Source organism: Bacteroides faecium (genome assembly GCF_012113595.1).
GTDB classification, from domain to species: Bacteria; Bacteroidota; Bacteroidia; order Bacteroidales; family Bacteroidaceae; genus Bacteroides; species Bacteroides faecium.
In genome coordinates, this window is sequence record NZ_CP050831.1 from 5,785,071 (window position 1) to 5,804,335 (window position 19,265).

General features: G+C 39.2%; 19 protein-coding genes. 10 read left to right on the plus strand and 9 right to left on the minus strand.

Features of this window, described 5'->3' with window-relative positions; all coding sequences use genetic code 11:
- Nucleotides 1-151: 151 nt before the first annotated feature.
- The 8 genes from BacF7301_RS21910 to BacF7301_RS21945 all read left to right on the plus strand — a co-directional run bounded on the left by BacF7301_RS21910 (nucleotide 152) and on the right by BacF7301_RS21945 (nucleotide 7,415).
- Complete coding sequence (locus BacF7301_RS21910) at nucleotides 152-871, plus strand: WGR domain-containing protein (protein WP_167966139.1); 720 nt, start codon at nucleotides 152-154, stop codon at nucleotides 869-871.
- A gap of 157 nt (nucleotides 872-1,028) precedes the next feature.
- Nucleotides 1,029-2,249 (plus strand): IS91 family transposase, encoded by a 1,221-nt coding sequence (locus BacF7301_RS21915; RefSeq protein ID WP_167966140.1) that lies wholly within the window; start codon nucleotides 1,029-1,031, stop codon nucleotides 2,247-2,249.
- Nucleotides 2,250-2,539: 290 nt separating this feature from the next.
- Nucleotides 2,540-3,493, plus strand: coding sequence for a hypothetical protein (locus BacF7301_RS21920; RefSeq protein ID WP_167966141.1), 954 nt, complete (start codon nucleotides 2,540-2,542; stop codon nucleotides 3,491-3,493).
- A 69-nt stretch (nucleotides 3,494-3,562) separates the two neighbouring features.
- A complete protein-coding gene (locus BacF7301_RS21925; protein WP_167966142.1) occupies nucleotides 3,563-4,174 on the plus strand; it encodes a hypothetical protein in 612 nt (203 codons plus the stop codon).
- Between the two features lie 78 nt (nucleotides 4,175-4,252).
- Entirely contained in the window at nucleotides 4,253-4,744 is a 492-nt protein-coding gene (locus BacF7301_RS21930; RefSeq protein WP_245208280.1) for a YfbM family protein, read from the plus strand.
- A 61-nt stretch (nucleotides 4,745-4,805) separates the two neighbouring features.
- Nucleotides 4,806-5,207, plus strand: coding sequence for a DUF5071 domain-containing protein (locus tag BacF7301_RS21935; RefSeq protein ID WP_167966143.1), 402 nt, complete (start codon nucleotides 4,806-4,808; stop codon nucleotides 5,205-5,207).
- A gap of 185 nt (nucleotides 5,208-5,392) precedes the next feature.
- Nucleotides 5,393-5,965, plus strand: coding sequence for a GrpB family protein (locus BacF7301_RS21940; RefSeq protein ID WP_167966144.1), 573 nt, complete (start codon nucleotides 5,393-5,395; stop codon nucleotides 5,963-5,965).
- Between the two features lie 319 nt (nucleotides 5,966-6,284).
- Nucleotides 6,285-7,415 (plus strand): PDDEXK nuclease domain-containing protein, encoded by a 1,131-nt coding sequence (locus tag BacF7301_RS21945; protein WP_167966146.1) that lies wholly within the window; start codon nucleotides 6,285-6,287, stop codon nucleotides 7,413-7,415.
- 148 nt (nucleotides 7,416-7,563) lie between these two features.
- Here the strand turns inward: BacF7301_RS21945 and rsgA are convergent, their stop codons facing one another.
- The 4 genes from rsgA to BacF7301_RS21965 form a co-directional block, all read right to left on the minus strand.
- A complete protein-coding gene (gene rsgA, locus BacF7301_RS21950; RefSeq protein WP_167966148.1) occupies nucleotides 7,564-8,655 on the minus strand; it encodes a ribosome small subunit-dependent GTPase A in 1,092 nt (363 codons plus the stop codon).
- Between the two features lie 217 nt (nucleotides 8,656-8,872).
- A complete protein-coding gene (locus BacF7301_RS21955; protein WP_167966150.1) occupies nucleotides 8,873-9,574 on the minus strand; it encodes an SIMPL domain-containing protein in 702 nt (233 codons plus the stop codon).
- A 79-nt stretch (nucleotides 9,575-9,653) separates the two neighbouring features.
- Nucleotides 9,654-10,256, minus strand: a complete 603-nt coding sequence (locus BacF7301_RS21960; protein ID WP_167966152.1) for a DUF1062 domain-containing protein — start codon at nucleotides 10,254-10,256, stop codon at nucleotides 9,654-9,656.
- A 108-nt stretch (nucleotides 10,257-10,364) separates the two neighbouring features.
- Nucleotides 10,365-11,204, minus strand: coding sequence for an RteC domain-containing protein (locus BacF7301_RS21965; RefSeq protein WP_167966154.1), 840 nt, complete (start codon nucleotides 11,202-11,204; stop codon nucleotides 10,365-10,367).
- A gap of 330 nt (nucleotides 11,205-11,534) precedes the next feature.
- Between BacF7301_RS21965 and BacF7301_RS21970 the strand changes: the two genes are divergently transcribed.
- Nucleotides 11,535-11,810: a putative quinol monooxygenase gene (locus BacF7301_RS21970; RefSeq protein ID WP_167966156.1), complete on the plus strand. Its 276-nt coding sequence runs from the start codon at nucleotides 11,535-11,537 to the stop codon at nucleotides 11,808-11,810.
- A gap of 133 nt (nucleotides 11,811-11,943) precedes the next feature.
- Here the strand turns inward: BacF7301_RS21970 and BacF7301_RS21975 are convergent, their stop codons facing one another.
- The 3 genes from BacF7301_RS21975 to BacF7301_RS21985 are packed head-to-tail and all read right to left on the minus strand — an operon-like array spanning nucleotide 11,944 to nucleotide 16,268.
- Nucleotides 11,944-12,360 (minus strand): pyridoxamine 5'-phosphate oxidase family protein, encoded by a 417-nt coding sequence (locus BacF7301_RS21975; RefSeq protein ID WP_167966158.1) that lies wholly within the window; start codon nucleotides 12,358-12,360, stop codon nucleotides 11,944-11,946.
- Between the two features lie 46 nt (nucleotides 12,361-12,406).
- Complete coding sequence (gene nrfA / locus BacF7301_RS21980; RefSeq protein ID WP_167966160.1) at nucleotides 12,407-13,873, minus strand: ammonia-forming cytochrome c nitrite reductase; 1,467 nt, start codon at nucleotides 13,871-13,873, stop codon at nucleotides 12,407-12,409.
- 34 nt (nucleotides 13,874-13,907) lie between these two features.
- Nucleotides 13,908-16,268 carry a sensor histidine kinase gene (locus BacF7301_RS21985; protein ID WP_167966162.1) on the minus strand — a complete coding sequence of 787 codons (2,361 nt, stop codon included), beginning with the start codon at nucleotides 16,266-16,268 and terminating at the stop codon, nucleotides 13,908-13,910.
- Nucleotides 16,269-16,455: 187 nt separating this feature from the next.
- Between BacF7301_RS21985 and BacF7301_RS21990 the strand changes: the two genes are divergently transcribed.
- The gene (locus BacF7301_RS21990; protein ID WP_167966164.1) at nucleotides 16,456-17,019 is read left to right on the plus strand and encodes a 3'-5' exonuclease; all 564 of its coding nucleotides are present in this window, start codon (nucleotides 16,456-16,458) and stop codon (nucleotides 17,017-17,019) included.
- A 118-nt stretch (nucleotides 17,020-17,137) separates the two neighbouring features.
- Here BacF7301_RS21990 and uxuA read toward each other — a convergent pair whose 3' ends face one another.
- Together uxuA and BacF7301_RS22000 are read right to left on the minus strand one after the other, a co-directional pair.
- Nucleotides 17,138-18,307: a mannonate dehydratase gene (uxuA, locus tag BacF7301_RS21995; RefSeq protein WP_167966166.1), complete on the minus strand. Its 1,170-nt coding sequence runs from the start codon at nucleotides 18,305-18,307 to the stop codon at nucleotides 17,138-17,140.
- 126 nt (nucleotides 18,308-18,433) lie between these two features.
- Complete coding sequence (locus BacF7301_RS22000; protein WP_167966168.1) at nucleotides 18,434-19,246, minus strand: SDR family oxidoreductase; 813 nt, start codon at nucleotides 19,244-19,246, stop codon at nucleotides 18,434-18,436.
- Between the last annotated feature and the right edge of the window lie 19 nt (nucleotides 19,247-19,265).

Here is a 19,265-nt window from a genome sequence, read left to right on the forward strand (position 1 = left end):
TCTCGAAAAAACAGTAAAAAATGAATAAACAAGACTTATTTTGTAAAAATACAGAAGAAATACGAAGACATATAGGTGATAACTCAACAGTTTTCCTACTTTTGTCTATAGTAGAGACATTACTCTCTCCCAACAATAAACACACAATATTATGAAAAGAGCATTTATTTATAAAGATGAGAAATCTCATAAATTTTGGTGGATTGATTATAGTGGCTGTGATTTTGCTGTAAACTATGGTAAGTTCAACAGTATCGGTAAATTTGAAATCAAGGATTTCGACACAGAAGAAGAATGCCTGAAACAAGCAGAGAAACTTATTCACTCGAAAGAGAAAAAAGGGTATGTAGAAGACGCCAACTTCGACTTCATGCACAGAATTTATATTGATTCCGAAGAATATGGTTTGCATCCCAAGACTTCTCATCCCCGATTTACCGAACACTTCACGGAAGAACTCTATTATGATTGCGTAGACGAAGAAGCACCTTTTGGTAGCGATGAGGGAAGTGATACGTTAGATTCTCTTGAAGAAACGATCAGAAAAAATCCCAAACTCAACTTTCTTGATTATCCCAAGTATCTGATAGAACACGACTGGGGCATGGAATATATTCCTGTTGAAAGTCTTGACCCCGAAGTGGTTAAAAAACTAGCTTCAAAGAAAGAAATGGATATGACACAAAGCGACATGGTGACTTACGCTACTGCCTTTGGACAAATAAAAATCACTGGGCGTCTCTCACCCAAATTACAAGAACAGGGAGTTAAAGCTATCAAAAGATTAGCTTTACTTTGGGGAAATGGTTTGACCGAGATTCAAAACAGAATGATTGATGACTTGCTTTCATTTCCTATCGGTAAGGACTGATAATATGAAACTAATAGGTAGTAAATATATGAGGATAATAGAGATTAGGAACTACACCATGAGGTGTGGTTATTAACGCATTCAAGACAACTAAAGCAACTATAAATCAACGACTTACATCAGCAAGTTAAAGACGAACAAAAATAAACTCACTAATATGGTAGATTTGTTAAATAGCATATATACAGCCAGTTACAATACAAAGAAGTACCGTTTATCGGATTTCTTCAATCGGTGGTGGGACGAGTATGCACAGCACCCGGCGGAGTATATCACCCCCGAACAGTACAAGGCGGTGAACGCTATCCGTGTATGCCGTACAGCAGCTTTAGGCATAGATACATATGCTTGTCCCGAATGTGGCGAAGTACGGGAAATCTACCATAGCTGCAAGAACCGTTTCTGCCCGTCATGCGGTTGGCGTGATACGCTGAAATGGGCGGGACGCATGAAAGACAAGTTGCTGCGAGTGCCACACCGCCATGTGGTTATGACCTTGCCGCATATATTACTGGATTTGGTGAAGCACAATAAGAAAGAAATATTGAATATCTTGATGCGCACATCGGCTGAAACTGTTAAGGACTGGATGCAGCACAAGTTCGGCTTGAAAACCGGAGTGATTGCCGTGTTACATACCTACGGGGAAACGAAGCAGTTTCATGTACACACGCACATGATTATGTCGTGGGGTGGTATTGACAGCAAAGGAAAGATTGTCATTCCCGAACGTGACTATGTACATATCCCCTCTATCTGTAAGGTGTTCTGCTACAAGTTTGAAAATGCGTTGATAGAACTGTTCGATGCGGGCAGACTGGAACATGATTTTCGTGACCGCATGGAGTTTATGGGCTTCATCAAAAAGGTGGCGAACAAAAAGGATTGGATTGTGCATTTGGAGCCGCCGATACAAATGCCGGAGCAGGTGATACAATATGTAGGCAGATATTCCAAAAGAGCGTGTTTGAGTGAGTATAAGATTACGGCAATGGATGGTGAAAACATTTCATTCCGCTATCGTGACTACCTGAACTCGCCCGACAGAAGAAATCCGGTAGAAAAGGAACTGACATTGCACTATCGTGAGTTCTTCCCCCGATTGTTGCAACACGTTCCCCTGCGTTACTTCCGCATCGTGAGGTATTACGGCTTCTACTCCAACAAAGGTAATTTGCCGGAAGAATACTTCGGACGGGATAAAAGCGAGATTGAGGAAACCAAGTTGCAGCAGGAAGAAAGCGAGTATGAAAACCCGTATTTCTGCGAGTGCTGCGGACAAATGAGAGTTTACAGCCACACAACGGTAGCAAGTGGCAGCACAACATATACGGTTGTATTGGAGCATTGCGACATACACAGACGAAAAGTGGCATGATAGTAACATGGGATAGCTATGCCCTGCCGTGAACAAATACAGAAAAATCCCATAAAACAGAAGAAAGGAGAACAAAAAATGAATGAAATACAGATAAGAGCAGTAATAAAACAAGCAAGGTGTAAGCGTGAACTTCACACCTCTTTCTGTCGGAAACAGCAGTTAAAAATTGAAGTTCTATATAATATGTAACAAGGCAAGGCGGGTAAAACTGTCTTGAACATGAAAATTAAGCACCTAAACGGTGCATATTTCCGTGCCATTACCTGCAATTAAAAATATTAGAAGAAATGAAAATAAAAGAAGCTTGGACGATTGAACTGAAAAATGGAGCCTATGGTGGATTAAAGCCTATTATTGATCCTTTTGACAAAAATAGATTTTATCTTTCCGATGGCTGGGGATCGGCTTTCCCTTCCATAAAATTGCGCCAACTCTCTTTCTCTGACGGAAAAGAATTAAATTCTGTATCAATAAAAAATATTGTAAGGTGTCTGTATTTTAATTCTGATGGAAGAAATATGTTTGCCGTATCCGACAACAAAATATTTCAAATAGACAGAATAAACTTATCCATTATAAAAAAGTTTGACAAAGGCATACAGCGGTACAGTGATTATATTTCCTCAAATAATAAAGATTCTCTTTTGTTGATGAATTACAATAGTGATTATCTATGTGTGTATAATTATCTGACAGAAAAAGGAATAAAGAAAAAACTTAAATCCTGTAAAGGTATCATTCAAGGAGAAACTCCCGATACTTTCCTGATTTTTTGTCCCAAAACGGGAACGGTCTTGAAGTATTATTTGATGGAAAATAAATTAGAGGAAATTATCAGAACAGATATATATTATTCAGCATGGAAAGGTAACTCCGGTACATTTTATTTTCATTTGGGCAAAATTGTAGAAGCAACGTCAAATACGCATGAACACATTGTGCCAACAAATAAGATTATTACAATTTCAGCGAATCAACCGAATATCACGAATGAGATCATACTTGACGCCGAATATCGTAAATTTTGGATTTCTGAAAATGAGGAATTAATGTATCTTAATAATATTAATTTTATAAATAGAAATCAAATATCAATTTACTCACTAAAAGAAAAGAAAATTATTGATACGTTGACTATAAACAAGGGAGAACAAATTATAGAACTCTTTGATGATAAAGGAGTTGCTTTAAGCTACAACATAGAAAATCCTAAAAAAATAACCTGTTGGAAATACGAATAGCAGGTAACAATCACCTAAACTGCTAAACGCAGTTAGCTGAAACCCATTAATGGTAACAATACAACGTATATGAAATTATCAAGATTAACAAATGGAGCAATGGATTTCAATTCAAATTATCAAGCATTGATACATCGTCCTCGTGTGTCATTTATGATAAGTGAATATGTTTGGAAGTATATTTATGAAAAATATCTCCTCAAACTTCGGTTGATGTCGGAAGAGAAATATAATTATCATATTTTCCTTTCATTTAATAAATACAATCCTGACATTCATAAGTTTATGTTCAATTCGGCATACAATCATGAGAAGTGTTTCTTTTGGCCTGAACCTAAATTCAGAACCGTAAATGTTACGGATAAATGGCTAACAATTAGTTTAACTGCTGAATGTATAGACGAAAATATAATTCCGGCATTATATGCCAGTCTTGTTTATGATATGTTCTGTTCTCTACTTATTATCTTATACAAAAAAGTAAAAAAAGAGGAGCTGGATAATCTGAAAGCTGGTTTAGATTATGAATATATAAATAGTTTTCCTTTTCCTGCACCATTTGAGGAGCAAAAATATTTAACCGATGATGGAGTAATCTCTATGACACACGATAGCGGAAAAGAACGTATCACAAAGCTATTGAATGTGAAAGAGGAATATCTAAAACATTGGGGGGGATAATATACCATTAACAAGAAAGGCACCCCCTAAACGGTGTTCCTTTCCAAACCATTAATAACAATAAAATAGAAAATAATTATGGGAATGTTAGGAGTTTACATGCTGACAGATGAAAACACAATGAATATATTATCTGATAACGATAATTTATTTGAAGCAGTGGAAAATTACGGAGAGGAGAAAACAACCATATCTTATGGTATTGACAAGTTATGGGATGGACTTCACTTTTTATTAACCGATAAGTCTTCACAAGAGCCTATTGAAGGAGAACCTTTAAGCGAAGCTGTTGTTGGTGTACACGTTCTTGATTGTGAGAGTTTTATAGCATATACTGCTCCATATGAAATTCATACTATCATAAAAGCACTGAATGAAGTGGATATAGATACGCTTATTACGAAAATGAATTTGTCTAAATTCAGAAAAGCTAAAATATATCCCAATATTTGGGTAAAGAAGAATGAGGAACAACTAAAAAAAGAGTTGAAACAAGAGTTCTTCAATCTGAAAACCTTTTATGAAAAAGCATTGAACTCTCAAACAGGAGTTTTAGTAAGTATTTACTAAATAGATTGATAACAAGCACCTGTACCGTCTAACGGCGGTAAGCTGCATTCCATTGATGAATATGAATGAACAAAAATTGATACCTAAAGATAAATTTGATTTAGATGCAGCCAAGCGTCTGTCGTTGGCTACCCCTGAACAAGTATCGGCTGTGGCAACCCCTCTTTTGGAATGGATTGCTGACATGAATTGGCCTGTAGCATTAGAGATTATTCATGTCTTACCCAAGTTTCACAAAGAACTTTTACCAAGCATTGAGCCAATACTGTTAAATCGGGAAAATGACATCATTTGGAAATATTGGATTATTAGTCAACTTTTAATTCAATTTCCCAAAGAAAACCTATTGACACTACTTCCTATTATACAGGAATATGCCGACCTTATCCCGCATAATGAAAATGAAGAAGATTTGAAGGAAGTATCTTTAGATTCCTTGGCTTGGTATAACAAAAGAGAATGAACTTTCATCAATAATAAACAGATAAATCACCCTAACAACCGATTGTCCACTGGACATTTACAACTAATTAAAACAATATAATATGGATAAGAACACTATATTTGAATCCCCGACCTTTAATTGATGAGTTCTTGAAATGGTATGAAGAAGGTTGCAAGTAAGGTTAGTAACAATTAGCTCATGACATGGAACAAAAGAAATTAACTGAATTGTCTTTAGACGAACTTTGGCAATTATTCCCCATAACCCTGACTGCACACCAAGAATGCTGGGCAGACTGGTATAAGGAAGAAGCGGAGTTGCTGAAAGAGAGAGTTCCCAGCATTGAACGTATTAGTCATATAGGCAGTACGGCAATTAAAGGAATTTGGGCAAAGCCTATCATAGATATACTTGTGGAAATTCCAAGAGAAGAAAAACTCGTCAATTTGAAAAGTACAATTGAAAAATGCGGCTATATCTGCATGGCAGAGAACGACAGTCGAATTGATTTCAATAAAGGTTACACCCTACAAGGATTCGCCGAACGGGTATTTCATCTGCATTTGTGTTACGAGGGAGATAATGACGAATTATATTTCAGAGATTATCTTCAAACGAATGTTGCCATTGCCAAAGAATATGAACGACTTAAACTTGGTTTGTGGAAACAATATGAGCATGACAGGAATATGTACACTTTTCAAAAAGGAGATTTCATAAAACAATACACCCAGAAAGGAAAACAGCTTTTTGCAGGCAGATATGACAATAAGTAATAAAAAGGCTCTTTTATAAATCAGCACAAAACATAAATTTATGATTGTAACACAATATAAAAAAGAAGGTGGAGAACAACAAGAAGCATATAATATCATGTACTTTATCAAAAATATGCAGAACAAGAAGTAGATGAAACTAAAATGAATTATGTTGCCGACTTATTGGATTGTGTATGTGGCTGGGTAAGCAATGAACAATACAAGATATGGGACACATATCTTGTATTTCAAAGTATGTCGTATACCTTTTTATAATATAAAGTAATGCAATCCCATTATTATCATTACCTTTACTGCCCCATAAAAGTAGTATAATATGAATTTTGAACAATTAGCAACCATTATAACTGATACACACCAACAATTACAACAGAGTGCGGTCAAAGCTGTAAACCAACGACTGACAGTACGTAATTGGCTTATAGGATTTTATATCATAGAGTTTGAACAAAATGGTGAAGACCGTGCCACTTATGGTGAACAGTTATTAAAGAATTTGGAACAAAGAATAAATCAAAAGGCTTTAAGTGTCACTCTATTTCAGTGGTCTAGAAAATTCTACTTGTTATATCCACAATTTAATCTACTAATAAAACATTCATTCATGCTAATATATGAGACAGCGTCTCATAAATTAATTGTCAATGGAGAAAAACAGATTTATGAGACACTGTCTCATAAATTACAAAACATTGAAAATGAAGATAATGATGAAAACATACCTGCTGAAAAGTTATTATCTTCTATCTCATTTTCTCATTTCATCGAACTGATGAAGATAGATAATCTCGTTAAACGGTTGTATTACGAAATGCTGACTATCCAAACTGGACTTTCTGTCCGGGAACTCAAACGACAGATAAACGCATTGAGTTACGAGCGTATCGGACTATCGGGTGATATGGAACATGCGCTTACTACCATACAAAAAAAAATACATCCGCAAACCGTAACCGATACAGTTAAGGATGATTATTTTTTCGAGTTCTTGAATATCCCGCAGCAACACGTTCCACTTCTCAAAGAGAGCGAACTTGAAACCTTATTACTTGACCATTTGCGTGACTTTATCATCGAACTTGGGAATGGCTTTTGTTTCGAGGCAAGGCAGAAACGCATTTTGATTGGCGACGAATATTTTTTCATTGATATGGTCTTTTATCACCGAATCCTTAAAGCTCATATTTTGTTGGAAGTCAAAATATCTCCATTCGACCATGCCCATGTGTCACAACTTTATTCTTATTTAAATTACTACAAAGCTGAAGTGATGGAACCCGATGATAATCCACCTATTGGCATTTTATTAGTGACAAACAAGAACGACGCATTGGTGCAATATGCTACTGCTGGAATGGATGAACAAATATTCGTTTCTAAATATAAATTACAACTTCCAACAGAGCAACAACTCAAAGATTTAATCTTAAAAACCATCCGGCAATAATGTGAAAGAAGTCCCCAAAAATAAATGAATATACAGCACACGTGCAGAGTTAGTTGGAAGATGAACATACTTTCATTATTCATGTCTATAAATAAGCGTAAAACGATGCAGGCATCCAGTGATACCTGCATCGCATTTTGAGTAGAAATCAGCGGCTTGCATCCTTGCGGTTCTTCACTTCTTCCACCAGTTTGGTAAAGGATTTCTCCTTTTTACGTTTCTCATGTTCGGAAGCAGAGAAATGCCACGCTTCCCGACGAAGTTTCAGATAGCTCTCATAAACTTTTGAATCTAATGCGCCACTATTGACTGCTTCTATAACAGCACAGCCCGGTTCATTGATATGTTTGCAATCCTTGAAACGGCACGACTCCGCATAGTCGGAGATTTCCAGTACTTCGGCAAGAGAATCGGGATTGTCAATGGCCAAGCCAAATTCACGGACGCCCGGAGTGTCGATTAAAACACCCGAACTGTTCATCAATACCATTTCACGGCGGGTCGAAGTATGACGACCTTTTCCTGTGGACAGGCTTATATCAGATGTGAGCAATACCGACTTTTCACAAAGCGCATTCACCAAAGAGCTTTTCCCCACACCCGAAGAACCGACAAATACAACCGTTTCGCCTTCTGATATGGATTCGCGTAGCCGGAGAATAGTCTCCGGTTGACGGATACTCGTAAAAAAGACAGGTATCTGACAGGCGATATGCTTTATTTGTCCTTCAACACTCTGCCTGTCAAAATCCAAATCGGCTTTGTTGAGTACCAATACGGAACTGATATTTTCTTCCAATATCTGAGCCATAAAACGTTCTACCCTGCGGACATTGAAATTATCATCAAGGCTTTGTACTATAAATGCCTTATCGACATAAGAAGCAATGGCTTGTTTATCAGCAACTGTCCCGCTTTTCTTGCGATACAATGTCCGTTCACGGGGCAGCATATCAACTATAATCCCTTTATTTTCATCAAACGGCTGAAAGATTACCCAATCACCCGTACAAGGTAATTCAAAATCTGATTTCCCGTACATCATGTTACCTGTCAGTTCGCACTGAAACAAGCCATTTTCAGAAACTATCTCATAACACGTCCGATGCACAATGGATACACGACCGTGGGCAAGGGTACTATATAATGATTCTTCTTTAAGTTGGTTTAGCATCTCATTCCAGCCATACATATTCAGGTTAATGCCGGATTGAGGATTGGTATTATTTTCGTTATTCATTATCTTAATGTATAGAGCGTACGTATTGAAAGCATAACAATGCTTTTTCTGTCATTGTACGCAGTTTAAAATTGAAATTATAAAGACACAAGAATTACTCCCGAAAGGAATCATCCGAGAGCAAACGAAAGGACAATCTGTGTCAGAGACACAGACTGTTTACTAAACCAAATCCGATTTATTATTTTTAGTCATGCGGCAAAGATAGGCATTTTTTTTATTTTATGGCAAAACGGGCAGTCATTTCATATCTCAGCTTGATGACACGGTACTGTTCGGTAGCTGCCGTCCCCATGCTGACATTGCTCTGTGCCTGGAAAGGAATATAACGGCTTATGTTGTTATCGGCAGGTTCAACGATACGAATGACTTCACCCAATTGCTGTCCCATTGCTTCCACCAGATAGGATGCCTTCTCACGGGCTGCTTTCAATGCTTCAATCTTTCCCTGCTTCCTGTACATCGGCAAGTCCTTATGTTTCAGTTCCCCGATACGCATGGACTCAATTCCCCATGTATTGACAGACCGGATAATAGAATTGATTTGCTCGAAATCCGTAAGACGGATATCCAGTTGTTTGCCAATCAGGAATTCCTTTCCTCTCTGACGCCAATAGTCCCCTACTTCCTGCGTACGGATAGCCTCATCCGATATTCCTATTTTACGCAAACTTTTACGCAAATCTTTCTCTATCATAGCCAACGGCACTTTCGTCCGAAAGTCTTCCTCTTTCTTCGATTTACCCGTATATTCTTCTTCCCAATATTCCTTTATCTGAATCAGAAAGTGTATTTCGTCCGGGACGACTTCTATCTCCGAAGAACCGGTCACTTCAACATATCTTTCGTCACTTTCTTGAGCATTGGCAAGGATATTCCATGCGAACAAGGCAAAAGCCAATAAAAATACTTTTTTCATATCTTCGATTATTAGGGTGATATTACTTTTTATATGCCATCATTTTACAAAGCTATAAAAAAAATCTATATTACGGACTTTATCCTAAAATATCAAGCAAGCACTTTCTATGTATCAAAATAATATCTCCTTTCTTTACTTTATACTTATAAGGCTGTTTGCCCGAAAGAAGAGAAATCTCTCCCTTCTCAAACATACACTTTAACCGGGTACTGGAAAGCGGAAGACATCTCTTTATCAATGATGATAATTTCAGGTTCAAGTCAAAATCACATTTGATTCGGACACTTATCGCTTCATCGGTCATATCCATAATGGCTTCCGATGAAATGTCACTCGTTACCTCATATTCAACGCTATCATAGTCTAATTGAAGATTGTTCTTGCTTGCCATTCCGACCGAGAAAGCATATTGCCAGGCCGTTTCCCTATCGTTCATCGAAAAGCTATGAAACAGTTTCTTATCAATCAGGTCGGGTTTGGTTCGCGAAAACAAAGTCATATTACAAGTGTTATCGCACTTCACGCATCTGTAAATCAGCCAGACATCAATGTTCTTTTTCTGTGCATTCATTCTGAACTTATCACTGCAATAAAAGCGGTCACTGTCGCAGTGGCTACATTTCTTAATCAATAAAGGGCAATTCTTCACCCTAATCTCCCATGTAAATGTTGTTTCCATAATTATACAAAAGCTGTTATCTTTCTTTATGAATCAAATCTTTTTCTTCGCAAAGTTGGATATTAGCCATTTGTATAATTCACAAGATGTCACAAGACGGCATGAAATTTATCTATCCAGCTCATCCATCATCTTTATAATTTTATCTTTCAACTTATCAAGAAACTGCGTCCTGCTCTTCTTCCGATTTCTGATTTCCAGGAAGATACGATAAAAGTCTCCTATCTCAATATTAAAAAGAGTTTCGCAACAGAAAGCTATGTCTTTTAAGCTGGTATTTCCATTGTTGAAGCATTTGCCCGCATACAGGGCATAGATAAACTCAACCAAAGCGACTTTGCTATCCGTCCACTGCAATAGCCGGCTTTCTACTATTGAAGTGAGTTTCAGATGAAGTTCGTCTGATAATATCTCTATTTCAGCAGACAGATATTCCGTTAAACGATTGTTGGCTATGATTTCCGCCACACTTGAATCATGCAGGGTAGTGAAAGAAGAATCCCTGTCCAACAGCCCGAAACAGGTATCTGCTAGAATGTCATAGTTTCTTCTGACAAAATATTGTTCGTCGAGTTCCGTCCTGCCAGTACGGTAATAATCATAAAAGGGATTATTCAAGAAATACTTTTTCAAGTTCTCCAATTCCGACTTCAGATATTTGCATTGGGTAGACGGAGATTCGCCGATACGTTTCTTTTCAATCTGATACAAGCGGACATAAAACATCAACAGCCCGGAAATTTGAGGTTTCCAGGTCTTGAAGAACAAGATTTCTTCTTCCGGATTCGTGAATTGGTATTCGGCAACGGCGGACTTCAACAGGATAAGAGACGTCTGTATGACATCAATAATCTGCTTTATCTTATCAAGTGGGGCAACCGACTGTCGCTCAATTCTTTCAATCTCTTTTTCTATGTTCAGCTTACTATTTCTTACGAAATTTTCCATTCGTTTTCATATCGCATATGTTTCGAAAAACCATGCAGTAAATAATAAAAATAACAAAATGAAAAACCGGTTCGAGTGGAATTACTCAAACGAAAGAAATTAGCCTGTGGTTCGTGAGGCTAATATTAAGCCAGAATAAATTTAAGAGTTGCTCCCAAAATAGTTGCTTTTTGATTTCAAGGGCAAATATAATCGTTTTTTATGATTATATGACGTTTTGGTGAAATTTAAAGAACAAGCTATCCGGGAAAGCACAAAAATAGTATCTTTGCCTGCGATTTAATCACGAAGATGTGATAAAACCATTTTTAATCATTTAATAAAAAGACTATGATAAGATTAAATGTTTTTGTCCGCGTAAGCGAGACAAACCGCGAGAAAGCGATTGAAGCAGCTAAGGAACTGACTGCTTGTTCTTTGAAGGAAGAAGGATGCATTGCTTATGATACTTTCGAAAGCAGTACCCGTCACGACGTTTTCATGATTTGTGAAACATGGCAGAATGCTGAAGTATTGGCAGCTCACGAGAAGTCTCCACACTTCGGCAAATATGTAGGTATCATTCAGGAATTAGCTGAAATGAAACTGGAGAAGTTCGAATTCTAAATGAAACACGGAGAATAGATATACCATCTATCCAACTATCATCAGAAAGAGAGAGACATTCTTCTTCGGAAGGAAAGAATGTTTCTCTCTTTTTATATTTCCCTATCCCACAGGAATAGGAATGTATGAAGGACTAGTCCAGTTTCTTATGAATAAATGTCCCTTCAATCCAATAAGTCGCGTGATTCGATTCAAATTTCAGCAGTACATAACCGGGGTCGGTAGGGCCACCGGGGAAATGCTCGATAAACCAGTCCTGCCAAAGTTCCTTTTTCATTTTCTCGTCCGTCACCACTTCCACAGTTCCCGTTAAGGCTACGCTGTCTCCCTTATCCTGAAAGCATAATCCGGCTTTCGGGTTCTTACGAAAGTCGATGGTCTTTAATGAGTCCGCTCCGGTAGACATCCAAATAGTAGAAATTCCCTCTGTTGCAATCTTGCTCATCGGCACAGGACGGGGATACCCCTCTTCATTTACAGAAGCAAGCACTACAACTTCACATCTCTGCAACAACTCGGTTGCTTTCTCTTTCATTGTTTTTGTTGACATAATCTTATTGGATTTATATTGCAGACAAATATAGTGAAAATAAATTCTAATTCACAATACGCCCGTTTGCCTTTGCCTTTTGAAGCCACTTAGGAACCACTTCTTTCAAAAACTTATCTTTTGCTGCCCTTTCAGCAGGCATATCCAAACCGATATATTGTTGCGCCTTTTCTTTTGTTGAAATATCCGGGAATGGAACTTCATCCGTATATCCGTGTGATACAAGGATTTTATTGATTGCCATTCGGGCTTGGAATGCTTTGTTCAACCCGTGTCCCAAAATACGCATTGTTTCCTGCGGAGCATGAAAGGAACCGCCATGCGAGGCTACACCGAAATCCCATCTCCATTGTGCCTGGCGAATCAAAAGCAGTACTTCCTGCATTTCGTTCTCTGTAGCCCCTGTATCCCAGGCAAATTTGGCTTCAATGTGCGCTTTCGCCAATTCCTTTTCCAAAAGGGAGCGCAGTTCGTTCGCCTTTTGCTGACGGTCATACACATTCTTGCAGAGTGTTTCCTTGCTGTCACGGTGGCAAGCCTGACAAGTACGTTCAGTCACAGCCAACGGATTCTGAATATGATGGTCGCTATACTTCACCCCGCCTTCATCATCGTAAGGCATATGGCAATCAGCGCATGACACACCACGTTGACCGTGTATGCCCATCTGAAAAATTTCGTAATCGGGATGCTGAGCCTTCAATATAGGGGCACGACTCAGTTTATGAATATAGTCCGTAAATCCCGTTTCATCATAATATTTCTCCATATCCTCAACCGTGAAGCCTTTATCCCAGGGAAAAGTCGGATATTTTATATCGCCTTTGAAATAATATTCCGAATGACACTGTGCGCACACCAATGAACGCATCTCTTGCGGAGTAGCTTGGGTAATGTCCCTGCCCTGGCGTTGGAAAGCTTCTACAAGAGACGGGCGGCTGATATGCAATTCCATATTCTTGGGCTCATGGCAATCGGCACATCCTATGGGATTCACTATTTCAGATCCCCATGCAGCCCATTTATTATTATAGAAAGAATCCACCCCGATAGTCGCCACCATGCGAGGAACATCGGAGCTTTTACACATCCAGCAACTGGCAGGCTGAAAACCGTCATCAGCACTCATGGGCGCACCGGAACGAAGCGAGCGGGTTATATCCTGCAAAGCGTACATATGTCCTCGCGGCGTAGAATAATCCTTGGAAAAAGCATATCCGGCCCATAAAACGACCATCTCCGGACGTTGAGCCAACATGTCGACAGAGATTCTTCCATTTAAACCAGTGGATACCGTATCAACCCACGTCTTATATTCACGCAGATAGTTTTCGGCAAAAACAGAGCTACGCGCTTCTATTCCGGTTATCTCAGTTTTTTTGTTGTAAACTACATTCACAACTTCCGTCCTGCGTTCCATCAGATATGAGATGATTACCCCTAATGCAAATATAACAGCCATTGCGAGAGTGAACAGTAACCATCCCTGCCAGGATTTTAGTTTATCTTTCATTATTCGTTGTTCCTTTTAGATGTCGTTTATTGTTTCAAATTGTATCTGCCAAAGATAAAATAACAGAAAAGCAACTGCCTTTACCTACTTCCGAATGTACCTCTATACGACCTGCCAGCCGTTCGATAATCACTTTACAAATGGAGAGTCCCAAGCCACTACCCTGTTCAAATTCGTCCGTCTTGTAAAAACGGTCAAAAATCAGCATAAGTTCTTTATCATCAATGCCTTTGCCGGTATCCTTCACATAGATGCGGACTTCTTTGTGTTCCTTGTATATTTCACATCCCAAAGTAATCGTTCCCGCCCTGGTAAACTTGTTCGCATTGTTCAGGAAGTTGGAGATGACCTGCGTAAAACGGTAACAGTCGATATGAACCGGCAAGTCGATTGCTTCGTCCAGTTCGAGAACAAATTGCAATGAAGGCTGAATCATTGATTGGTAAGTCATATAAATCTCCCTCACTATTCTCGTGATGTTATGCTCCTTTATATCAAAGGACAAGTTCCCCGAATCCAAACGGGAGATTTCCAAAACGTCATTCACCAGTTTTAAAAGCAATTCATTATTGTTATTGACAATCTCAAGCATGGCGGCCTTTTCTTCCGGTTCTATTTCGTCGGCTCCTTCGCCCACCAACAGGTTGGTGAAACCTACAATGGCATTGAGCGGTGTACGGATTTCATGGCTCATGTTGTTCAGGAATGATTGCTTCAATTCAGCATTTTCGGCTATCTGTTTCGCCAGAATCAGTTGTTGTTCATGCTCTACCACTTTCTGGATATTCTGCATGATACCTGCCAGCATTATCTCCCCTTTAGCATCTTTCAAGCTGCTGCACCGGATTTCATACCATTCGTAATCGGCTCCTTCTTTTTCAAAACAGAAACGTATCCGCTGTATCTGCATACCGATAGCTTGATGAGGCGTTTCATAGAATGAATTCAGCAACTGCTTATCTTCAGAATGAGTATATTTCATAATATCCTCTCTCGTGAACCTACGCTGTTCAAGGCCGACCAACTGCGCAAAATTGTCATCGAATTCAAGAACACCGTCCTGAATATTCCATAGTGAGATTTTACCCCCATCCATTGAAAGGGTCAATCGTTTGTGGACTTCTTCCAGTATTTGAAGATTTCTGCGTTCTATCAACGAACGGCGGTGCGTGCGCAACAGACTGATGGTAACCAGAATAAATGAGAGAACGAATAATCCACCCAATATATAAAGTTCTTTCCGATAACGGTCATAAAACGGATAGTTGATAATACGTACATCTTTCGGAACATTGCTGATATCACCTGCATATTCGGTAAAATACGTCCAGTCCAGTACATATTCTTTCTCCAAATCCCTTATTTTAGGCATTCCTATCTTCTCTTTCTTCAAAAGGCGTACAGCAAGACTAGCAGCCGCCTTTGCCGAAATATCTTCGGTAGCCATATAGCCCCCTACCACTTTGGCGTTTTCACCAAAACCCTCGCGAACACAACTAAAAGAAGGAATATTCAAAGCTGTTACTATCGGAATAGCCATCATATCTAATTTGTCCAGCAAGAACGCCTGGTTTTTACGAGCTCTCTTCGATTGTTCCAGCATAACCAGCAAAGCGGCTCCTCTTATATAGCGAAAAGGACAAAGGCTTACAGTCAAACCGCTCTTTTTAAGACTATCATTTACCAAGCCGGGAGTCAAATTGAAATATTCAATCATTTCCGTCAAATGTTTATAATCACACTCCTGTACAAATGCCTTCTGATAACCTAGAACTCTTACACTTTTTCTGTCAACCACCCGGGAAAGTTTATCGAAAGATTTATGTCCAAGAAAGGTGAGGTCTATGTTATAAATGATTTCCATATCGTTGTGGGGGTACAATGTCTTTATAAAGTCAATGTTGCGTTTCAAGTCAGGGCTGTCACGCAATACATACACTTTACGCGAATCATATTCTTCTATCAGTTTTTCATTAGGGAAACGTACATTGCAAGCTACCACAGGAACCGAAGACAACAGTCGGTGGTGAGTGGATAAAAGAGCATAAACCGACTGGTCACCGATAGTCAGAATAAGGTCTGTGGATTTATTTTCAAGCAGTTCCAGATATTTTCTTACATGCTCTATTTCTTCTTTTTCATTTAATTTATTGCAATCAAGATAGAACCTGTCAAATATAGGCTCTATACCCTGTTGCCGGAACTCCCGAGACAGCAGTTTCTCTAAGTTTTTATTGCCAATATCGTTTGCAGATACGGAATAGATAAGGGAAATACGCTTGGGAGTCAAATTATTAGTGACACACCAATGTTTGTAATTCAATCCGCTTATAAAAATAAACAACGAAAGAATAAAAATTAAAACGTATTTAGACTTAAAGTATGTTTTGTCCATGCCTTTTTGTTTATGTTGAGCAAAAATAATATAAATTCCTTAATCAAGAGAGGTTTTCTTCAAAAAAAGTCCTGAGGTATATAGTAATTCAATTATCGGCAGGAAGTTTCTGTTTATCAATCCTGTGATTATATTTTTCCCAACCTCATTTTTTATCTATCTTTGCAGACAAAAAGCAACGGAAGCGATGAAGAACTTTGCAGCAATCGACTTTGAGACAGCCAATGGCAAGCGTACCAGTGTATGCAGTATCGGTGTTGTCATTGTTAGGGGCGGTAAGATTGTGAATAAAATCTATCGCCTGATTCGTCCCGCCCCCAATTACTACACACAATGGACGACAGCTATTCACGGATTAACTTATGACGATACGATAGAAGCCGAAGATTTCCCCGATGTATGGGCGGAAATCAAGCCGTTGATAGATGGATTGCCGCTTGTCGCCCACAACAGTCCTTTTGATGAAGGTTGTCTCCGTGCGGTTCACGAATTGTATGATATGACTTATCCCAATTATAAGTTTTATTGTACTTGCCGTACTTCGAGGAAAGTTTTCGGAAAGGAGCTACCCAATCATCAACTACATACGGTAGCAGAACAATGCGGATATAACTTGGAAAATCACCACCACGCACTTGCTGATGCCGAAGCCTGTGCCCAAATTGCAATGCAAATTATCCCCGAACCGAAGAAAACGAAACCGGCAAAAAAAGCTGATAAAGATACGCACGTCGGAGATTTATTCGATTGATTCAATTATTCCTCAACCAGCGGCGACGAAAAAGACCAAATAAAAAACACTACAACTATTATCAATCAATAATAGCCATAGTGTTTCTTATTATAATAATGCTAATTATGTACTCTGATTAGAGGATAGACTTAGCGATACCCATTTCCAAACCGCGAAGTTCCGCTAATCCGCGAAGGCGGCCTAAACAAGAATATCCGGGGTTTGTTTTCTTCTTCAAGTCATCAATCATCTGATGTCCGTGGTCGGGACGCATAGCAATAGAACATTTACGACGTTGTTGCAGAAGGATAAGAGCCTTCATTACATTATACATATCTACGTTTCCTTCCAAATGGTTAGCTTCGTAGAAGTTACCCTCTTCGTCACGCTGTGTACTGCGCAAATGCACAAAGTTCACACGGTCGCCAAAACGTTCCATCATGCCGGCAAGGTCATTATCTGCACGTACACCGAAAGAACCTGTGCACAGGCAAAGCCCGTTGGATTCGTTAGGTACGGCTTCAATCAGTTTCTTGAAGTCTTCTTCCGTACTCAAGATACGCGGCAGACCCAAGATTTTATAAGGGGGGTCGTCCGGATGAATCACCAACTTTACTCCTACCTCATCGGCAACAGGAGCAATTTCTTTCAAGAAGAAAATCAAGTTGGAACGAAGTTTTTCAGCATCAATATCGTCATAACGGTCTAAGGCTTCTTGGAACTGTTCTACGGTGAAGCTTTCTTCAGAACCTGGAAGTCCGGCAATCATATTACGAACTAACAGTTTCTTGTCATCCTCGCTCATTTGTGCGAAACGAGCTTTAGCTTTGGCTATTTCTTCAGGAGTATAATCTTTTTCTGCGTTCGGACGTTTCAGGATGAAAAGGTCGAAAGCAACGAAAGCCGCTTTCTCAAAACGGAGAGCTTTAGAGCCGTCGGGCATTGTATAGGCAAGGTCGGTACGTGTCCAGTCCAATACAGGCATGAAGTTGTAGGTAACTACCATTACGCCGCATTTTGCCAAGTTACGGATGCTTTCTTTATAGTTTTCGATATATTTCAGATAGTCCCCCGTCTGTGTCTTGATATGCTCGTGTACGGGTACACTTTCTACAACAGACCATGTCAGACCTACTTCTTCAATCATTTGCTTGCGCTTCATAATTTCTTCTACTGTCCATACTTCGCCATTCGGAATGTGATGAAGAGCATTTACTATACCGGTAGCGCCCGCTTGTTTAATATCCCACAAGCTTACTGGGTCGTTAGGACCGTACCAGCGCCAAGTTTGTTCGCATAAATACATACTATTGTTAAATTAAGAATTGAAAATTGAGAATTAAGAAATAAAAGTTGAAAATTAAAAGTTGAGAGCCGACATGCGGATGCTGCGCAGCCAATTCTCTATTTTTAATTTTCAATTCTCCATTTATTAAATAGAGAATGCGTCGAAGCCACCGTCGATAACAGCTACTGTACCCGTTACGAAGTTAGAAGCATCACTAATCAGATAGTGGATCGTTCCGTAAAGGTCTTCCGGTTCGCCGAAACGGTTGAACGGGGTATGAGCGAGAATCGTTTTTGAACGGTCTGTCAGAGAGCCGTCCGGATTAGTCAATAATGCACGATTCTGGTCTGTCAGGAAGAATCCCGGGGCGATAGCGTTTACACGCAGACCGTTACCGAATTTCAGAGCCAGTTCACCAGCCATGTATTTAGTAAAGTTAGCGATAGCTGCTTTTGCCGCACCATAACCTACTACGCGAGTCAACGGACGGAGAGCTGATTCAGAGCAGAAGTTTACGATAGAGCCTTTCTTCTGTTCAACCATAATTTCAGCAAATACCATTGTAGGCAATACTGTACCAAACAGGTTCAGGTCTACCACTTTCTTGAATGCGTCAATCTGCAAGTCGAAGAAAGTTTTGTCCGGTGCGATTGTAGCACCTGCCATATTACCTCCGGCAGCGTTCAGCAATACGTCAATGCGACCATAAGCTTTCATGATTTCTGCTTTATTGCCTTCCAATACTTCTTTGTCCATTACATCGGTATAAAGGAACATAGCTTCGTTTCCTTCAGCTTTGATGCTGTCTACCAATGCTTTTCCTGCTTCTTCGCTTCTATCGAGTACAACTACTTTTGCACCTTCTTTAGCGAGGTATGCAGCAATTCCTTTACCTAAAATTCCGGCTCCACCGGTGATTACAACAACTTTGTCTTTTACGTTAAATAATTCATTCATGGTTTCTAAAAATTTATAT